The sequence below is a fragment of the Kitasatospora sp. NPDC059747 genome (assembly GCF_042732955.1).
Classification (GTDB): Bacteria; Actinomycetota; Actinomycetes; order Streptomycetales; family Streptomycetaceae; genus Kitasatospora.
Map to the genome: position 1 here is coordinate 1 of NZ_JBHWGV010000218.1, position 7,398 is coordinate 7,398.

1 protein-coding gene and 1 pseudogene are annotated in these 7,398 nt (G+C 76.0%); both read right to left on the bottom strand.

Annotation, left to right across the window (positions count from 1 at the left end):
* Positions 1 to 4,577 (bottom strand): annotated as a pseudogene (locus tag ACFV4G_RS42485) (SDR family NAD(P)-dependent oxidoreductase); the annotation flags it as partial.
* Positions 4,578 to 4,589: 12 nt separating this feature from the next.
* The coding region (locus tag ACFV4G_RS42490; RefSeq protein WP_380448857.1) for an SDR family NAD(P)-dependent oxidoreductase at positions 4,590 to 7,398 on the bottom strand (2,809 nt) is incomplete at its 5' end.

The window sequence follows — 7,398 nt, forward strand, 5'->3', positions numbered from 1 at the left end:
ATCGTCGGCACCTCGCCGCGCGGGCGGGCGCCCGCGGCCATGCGGGCGGTCGCGACCAGGTACGGCTCGTCGACGGCCATCGCGGCGTCGAGCAGCGCGAGGCCGTCCTCCTCGGTGAGCGGCGGGACGCCGGAGGAGCGGATGCGGTGCAGGTCGGCCTCGGTGAGCGTGCCCGTCATGCCGGCGGTCGGCACCCACGCACCCCAGCCGAGGGACTGGGCGGGCAGGCCGTTCTGACGGCGCCAGACGGCAAGCGCGTCGAGGTAGACGTTCGCCGCCGCGTAGTTGCCCTGGCCGGCGCTGCCCAGGACACCGGAGATGGACGAGAACAGGACGAAGGCCTTGAGGTCCTGGTCCTTGGTCAGCTCGTGCAGGTTCCACGCCGCGTCGACCTTGGGACGCAGGACGGCAGCGAGTCGCTCGGGCGTCAGTGTGGTCACGACGCCGTCGTCCAGCACACCCGCCGCGTGCACGACGCCCGTGATCGTCCGGCCCTTCAGGGCCTCGGCGAGCGCCTCGCGATCGGCGGCGTCACAGGCCACGACCTCGACGTCGGCGCCCAGCTCGCGCAGGTCCTCCAGCCACACACCGACGCCCCCGCGGCGGCTCAGCAACAGCAGGTCCCGGACGCCGTGTTCCGCCACCAAGTGGCGTGCGACGAGACGGCCAAGACCGCCAGTGCCGCCCGTGACGACGACCGTTCCCTCGCCCCAGCCCGCGGACGACCCACCGCCGGGAGCGCGGGTCAGCCGGCCGACGCGCACGGCACCGCCGCGGACCACCACCTGCGACTCTCCGGTCGCCAACACGGCGTCCAACGGGAGCTCGCCGTCCGTGTCCACGAGCACGAACCGACCCGGGTTCTCCGACTCGGCCGCCCGCACCAGACCCCACACGGCAGCGCCCGCGAGATCCGACACCCCGTCGACCGCGCCCCGGGTGACGAGGACGAGGCGCGCATCCGCGAACCGCGGCTCCGCCAGCCACTCCTGCACCAGGCCCAGCACCCACGCCGTCACCTCGTGCACGTCCCCGGGCGTCGAACCGCCCGCCACCGGGACCACCACGACCTCCGGCACGTCGTCACCGAGCTCGGACAGCCCGGCGACCTCCACGGACCGAACGCCGACCGGCCGGACGGGCGCAGCCGCGATCCACTCCAGCCGCAGCAATGACCCGTTCGCCCCGTGAGAGGCGGCGGCCGGCTCTCCCAGCTCCACGGACTCCGCCGAGAGCACGAGCTCGCCCGCCGCGTCGGCGAGGGTCAGCGACAGCGTGTCCGCGCCCGTCCGCACCAGTCGGGCGCGCGCCACCGTGGCGCCCGTGGCGTGCAGCGACACCCCGGACCAGGCCACGGGGACGAGCCCCCGGCCGTCCGCCCGCAGGACGGCGGCCAGCAGCGCGGGGTGCAGACCGAACCCGGCTGCCGTGCCCGCCAGTTCGACCGGGAGCTCGGCCTCGGCGAAGGTCTCCTCGCCGCGCCGCCAGACGCCGGTGCCGTCCGTGACCGCGTCGTCCGTGACCGCGCCGGCCGGCGGCCAGACCGCCGCGTCGAAGTCGGCGGCGCGCGCTCCCGTGGTCAGCACCCCGGTGGCGTGTTCGGTCCAGGGCTCGTCGAGCCCGCCGTCGGGGCGCGAGAAGAACGTCACCGTCCGCGCCCCCGATACGTCCGGCGCACCGGCCCGGACCTGGAGCATGGTGCCCGCGTCCAGCGCGAGCGGCCGGGTCACGGTGAGCCGCTCGACCCGGTCGCAGCCGACGTGGTCGCCGACCCGGATCGCCAGCTCCAGGAACCCGGCCGACGGGAAGACGTCCGCGTCGCCGTCCCACACCGCCGTGCCGGGCGCGAGCCGGCCGGTGAAGACGACGCTGTCCGTGCCCGCGAGCGGCACGGCGGCGCCGAGCAGCGGGTGGTCCGCCGCCAGCAGACCGGCGGAGGCGACGTCGCCGACGCCGTTGCCCAGGGCGGGCCAGTAGTGCTCGTGCTGGAAGGGGTAGGTGGGCAGGTCGACGCGGTGGGCGCCGGTGCCGTCGAACAGCCGGGCCCAGTCGACGGGGACACCGGTGACGTGCAGGCGGGCCAGGGCGGTGACGAGGGTCTGCTCCTCGGGCCGGTCACGGCGCAGCAGCGGCAGGGCGGGTGCGTCCGACTCGTGCTGGGCGAGGGCGGCGAGGACGCCGTCGGGACCGAGCTCGACGAAGGCCGTGGCGCCGGCCGCGCGCAGGACGTCGAGGCCGGCAGCGAAACGGACGGCCTCACGGACGTGACGCACCCAGTAGTCGGGGGTCGTGACGTCCTCGCCCAGGGAGCCGGTCAGGTTGGAAACCAGCGGGATCGAAGGGGCGCTGTAGGCAAGCCCGTTGAGGACCTCGCGGAAGTCCTCCAGCATCGGATCCATCAGCGGCGAGTGGAACGCGTGCGAGACCTTCAGCCGCGTCGTCTTACGGTCGGCGAAGTGCGCCTCAATGGCCGCCACCGCTTCGAGAGAACCCGAGACGACCACGGAGGCCGGACCGTTCACCGCCGCGATCGACACGAAGTCGCCCAGCAGCGGCAGGACTTCGTCCTCCGTCGCCTGCACGGCGAGCATCGCGCCACCGGACGGCAGCGCCTGCATCAGACGCCCACGAGCGCTCACCAGCGTGCAGGCATCCTCCAGCGAGAACACCCCGGCCACATGCGCAGCCGCCACCTCGCCGATCGAATGCCCCGCAACGAACTCCGGCTCCACACCCAACGGTTCGAGCAACCGGAACAGCGCCACCTCAACCGCGAACAACCCCGCCTGAGCAAAGTCCGTCCGATTCAGCAGCTCCGCATCCGAACCCCACACCACCTCGCGCAAGGCCGGATCCAGCTCCGCACACACCTCGTCGAACGCCTCCGCGAACACCGGGAACCGGGCATACAACTCCCGCCCCATCCCCAGCCGCTGCGACCCCTGCCCCGAAAACAGGAACGCCGTCGACCGCTCCCCCGCCACCCCACGCGCAACCTCGACCCCGTCCACCAGCACCGCCCGGTGCCGGAACCGCGACCGCCCGGCCAGCGACAGCCCCACGTCCACCGGCGAGCCGACGACGCCGCCGAGCCGCTCCAGCTGCGCCTCCAGCGCGGCCCCCGACTTCGCCGAGACCACCCACGGCACCACGCCAGGCGCCGAGCCCGGCGCCTCCGCCTGATCCACGACAGGCGCCTGCTCGACGATCACGTGCGCGTTCGTCCCGCTGATCCCGAAGGAGGACACCCCCGCCCGTCGCGGCCGCTCGTCCCCCGGCCACTCGCGCGCCTCGGTCAGCAGCCGCACCGCGCCCGCCGACCAGTCCACGCGCGAGGACGGCGTGTCCGCGTGCAGCGTCTTCGGCAGCACACCGTGCCGCAGCGCCTGCACCATCTTGATCACGCCCGCGACCCCGGCCGCCGCCTGGGCGTGGCCGAAGTTGGACTTGACCGAGCCCAGCCACAGCGGCCGCCCGTCCTCCCGGCCCTGCCCGTAGGTGGCGAGCAGCGCCTGGGCCTCGATCGGGTCGCCGAGCGGCGTGCCCGTCCCGTGGCCCTCGACGGCGTCGACGTCGGCGGCCGACAGCCCCGCGTTCGCCAGCGCCTGGCGGATCACCCGCTGCTGCGAGGGCCCGTTGGGCGCGGTGAAACCGTTGGACGCGCCGTCCTGGTTCACCGCCGAGCCCCGGACGACCGCGAGCACCGGGTGCCCGTTGCGGCGGGCGTCCGACAGCCGCTCCAGCACCAGCACGCCGACGCCCTCGGCCCAGCCCGTCCCGTCGGCCCCGTCCGCGAACGCCTTGCAGCGCCCGTCCGAGGCCAGTCCGCCCTGCCGGGAGAACTCCATCAGCGAGCCGGGCGTCGCCATCACGTTGACGCCGCCCGCGACGGCGAGCGTGCACTCGCCGGCCCGCAGCGCCTGGACCGCCCAGTGCAGCGCGACCAGCGAGGACGAGCAGGCGGTGTCGACCGTCACCGCCGGGCCCTCGAGCCCGAGGGTGTAGGAGAGCCGGCCGGAGAGGGCCGAGGCGGCGATGCCGGTGCCGATGTCGCCGGTGGCGTCGGCCAGGGAGCGCACCAGCAGGTACGCGTAGTCCTGGCCGTTGGTGCCGAGGAAGACGCCGGTGCGGCTGCCGCGCAGGCCCGCCGGGTCGAGGCCGGCCCGCTCGAACGCCTCCCACGAGGTCTCCAGCAGCAGGCGCTGCTGGGGGTCGGTGGAGACGGCCTCGCGCGGCGAGATGCCGAAGAAGTCGGCGTCGAAGCCGGACACCGAGTCGAGGAAGCCGCCGCGCCGCGAGACGCGGGTGCCGCGCTCGTCGACGCCGGCGTCCGCCAGCGCGCCGAGGTCCCAGCCGCGGTCCTCCGGATAGCCGCCGGTGGCGTCGGTGCCGGCCGCCACGAGGTCCCAGAGGTCCTCGGGCGAGGCGACGCCGCCGGGGTAGCGGCAGCCCATGCCGATGACGGCGACGGGCTCGGCGGCCGCGTCCAGGAGCTGCCGGTTCCGCTTGCGCAGCCGTTCGGTCTCCTTCATCGAGGACCGGAGAGCGGCGACTACCTTGTCGTGGGGCGTGGTCATGGGTGCTCTCCGTCAGTCCTGGGCGTGGTCGGGGTCGTTGCGCAGGGCGGCCTGCACCAGGTCGTCGAGGTCCATGGCGTCGATGGCGTCGGCCTCCTCGGCCTCCTGGGCGTCCTGGGCGGGCGCGCCGTCGGCGAGCCTCAGCAGCGCGTCCAGGACGCCGCTGCGCCGCAGGCGGTCCAGCGGGACGGACTCGACGAGCGCCCGCAGGCGGTCTCGCTCGGGGTCCCCCGGCTCCACGGCGTCCCCGTCACCGGCCAGCAGGCCGAGCAGGTGCGCGGCGAGCTCGGTCGGGCTCGGGTGGTCGAAGACCAGCGTCGGGGACAGGTCGAGGCCGGTCGCGGCGCCGAGCCGGTTGCGCAGCTCGATCGCGCCGAGCGAGTCGAACCCGAGGTCGCGGAAGGCCTTCTCGGGGCCGACGGCCTCGATGCCGGGCAGTCCGAGCACCTCGGCCGCGCGTCCGCGCACCAGCCCGAGGAGGGCGGCGGAGCGGCGGGCCGGGCTGAGCGCGGCCAGTTCGGCGCGCAGCTCGCGGCCGTTCCCGTTGTCCTCGCCGGAGCCGCCAGGGCCCTGCACGTCGGCGTAGCCGGGGAGTTCGGCGAGCAGCCGGCTCGGGCGGACGGCGGTGAAGGCGCGGACGAAGCGCTCCGGGTCGACGTCGGCGACCAGGGTGGTCGGCGCGGTGTCGAGGACGGCGCGGCGCAGCGCGGCGACCGCGACGGCCGGGTCGAGCGGCCGGATGCCGGTGCGGCGGGCGGCCTCGCCGGCCCGGGTGTCGGCGGCCATGCCGCCGCCGGCCCAGGCTCCCCAGGAGAGGGCGGTGGCGGCGAGTCCGTCGGCGCGGCGGCGTTCGGCGAGGGCGTCGAGGACGGCGTTGGCGGCCGCGTAGTTGCCCTGGCCGGGGTTGCCGACGGCCGCGGAGGCGGAGGAGAACAGGGCGAAGACGGCGAGGTCGTGGTCCCTGGTCAGCTCGTCGAGCAGGAGCGCCGAGGTGGCCTTGGCGCGGTAGACGTCCTCGAAGCGGTCGGGGGTGAGGCCGTCGATGACGCCGTCGTCGAGCACTCCGGCGGCGTGGACGACGGCGGTCAGCGGGTGCTCGGCGGACACGGCGGCCAGGACGGCGGCGAGCGCCTCCCGGTCGGCGGCGTCGCAGGCCGCGAGGGTGACCGTCGCGCCGGTGGCGGCGAGTTCCTCGCGGAGCTCGGCCGCCCCGGGGGCGTCCGGGCCCCGGCGGCTGAGAAGCACGAGGTGCCGGGCGCCGGCGGCGGCGAGGCCGCGGGCGACTTCGGCGCCGAGGGCGCCGGTGCCGCCGGTGATCAGGACGGTGCCGGTCGGGTCCCAGTCCGCCGGATCGCTCACGGATCCGCCCGGTGTGGCGGCCAGACGCCGGCCGAGGACCCCGGCGGGCCGGACGGCCAGCTGGTCCTCCCCGTCCGGGTCGGCGAGGACGGCGGCGAGCAGGGCGGCGGCGCGCCGGTCGAGGATCGCGGGCAGGTCGATCAACCCGCCCCAGCGCTGCGGGAGTTCGAGCGCGGCGACCCGGCCGAGGCCCCAGACGGCCGCCTGGGCGAGGCCGGTGACGCGGTCGCCGGGGGCGGCCGCGACGGCGTCCCGGGTGAGGCACCACAGGGGTGCGCCGATCCGGGCGTCGCCGAGGGCCTGCACCAGCGCGGCGGTGCGGACGAGCCCGGCGGGGACGGAACCGTCCACGGACTCGTCGAGCGCCAGGAGGGACACCACCCCGGCGATCTCCTCGGCCGCGTAGGGGAGTTCGGCGAGCTGCTTGGCGAGGCCGGCCCGGTCGGCGTCGGCGTCGACGGTCAGCCGGACGGCATCCGCACCGAGCGCGGCGAGGACCTCGTCGGTCCACGCCGGGTCGCGGTGGCCGGCGGGCACGACGGCGAGCCAGGTGCCGGCCGGGGCCGCGGCGCGCGGCCGGTCGAGCGGCTTCCAGACGATCCGCCGGCGGCGGGCGTCGACGGCGGCCTGCTCCTCGCGCCGGTCGTGCCAGTCGCGCAGCGCGGGGAGCACCTGGGCGAGGGCGTCGCCGTCGACGTCCAGGGTGCCGGCGAGCGCGTCGAGGGACGCGGTGCGCAGCGCCGTCCAGAACTCCCCGTCCGAGGCGGCCGGAGACGCGGCCGGGGACGCCGCCGAGGCGAACGACTGCTCGGGCCAGTAGCGCTGCCGCTGGAACGGGTAGGTGGGCAGGTCGACCCGGCGGGCGCCGGTGCCGGCGAAGACCGCCGCCCAGTCCGGCGCGAGCCCGTCGGTGTGCAGGCGGGCGACGGCGGCGAGCAGGGTCGTGCGCTCGTCGCGGCCGTGGCGCAGCGCGGTGGCGGTGACCACCGGGCGGGCCGGGTCGGCGTCCTCGGCCGTGTTGGCCTGGACGAGCGCGGACAGCACGCCGTCCGGGCCGAGTTCGAGGTGGCGGCGCACACCGCGGGCGGTGAGGGCGGCGACGCCGTCGGCGAAGCGGACGGCCTCGCGGACGTGGCGCACCCAGTACTGCGCCCCGAGCTCCGCCCCGGTGCCGCCGGTGACGACGTCGCCGGTCAGGTTGGACACGAGCGGGATGCGCGGGGCGGCGTAGGCGATGCCCCGGGCGGTCCGCTCGAAGTCGTCGAGCATGGCGTCCATGTGTACGGAGTGAAACGCATGGCTCACCCGCAAACGCCTAGTCCTGCGTCCGTCGGCGGCGAATCCGGCGGCGATGCGCTCGACGGCGTCGGCGTCTCCGGAGAGGACGACGGCGCGCGGGCCGTTGACGGCGGCGATGGAGACGCCGTCCGTCAGCAGCGGCAGCACCTCCGCCTCCCTCCCC